Below are 372 nucleotides of genomic sequence, written 5' to 3' on the forward strand. Positions count from 1 at the left end.
TCGCCCGTAAATGCAACAATAATGTTTTTATTGTTTAATTCTCCGGCCGCGTGGAGTGCTTTAAGCGCATAAATGATCATGGCATTTCCGCCTTTCATGTCATTTACCGCGGGACCACTGGCTGTATTTCCTTCACGTTTGAAGGTTTGAAATTCGTGATCTTCTTCAAATACAGTGTCGAGGTGGCCAATAAGAAGTATGGTTTTTCCGCTCCCGCGGTTCATTTCTGCGAAGAGATGTCCGGCACGATTAAGGCTATCGGGCATTGAGATCCACCGGGTTTCAAATCCGAGATCGTCGAGTTCCTTTTTGTACAGCATCCCTACCTCCTTAACACCTTCAGCATTTAGGGTGCCGCTGTTGATATTGACC

Annotated in this window: 1 protein-coding gene; it reads right to left on the reverse strand. The window is 46.2% G+C overall.

The genetic code is table 11. The annotated features are described in order from the left end of the window. On the reverse strand, positions 1 to 372 hold a 372-nt coding region (locus HC175_RS20570; protein WP_168139882.1), incomplete at both ends, for a M20/M25/M40 family metallo-hydrolase.

The sequence above is a fragment of the Salinimicrobium oceani genome (assembly GCF_012037645.1).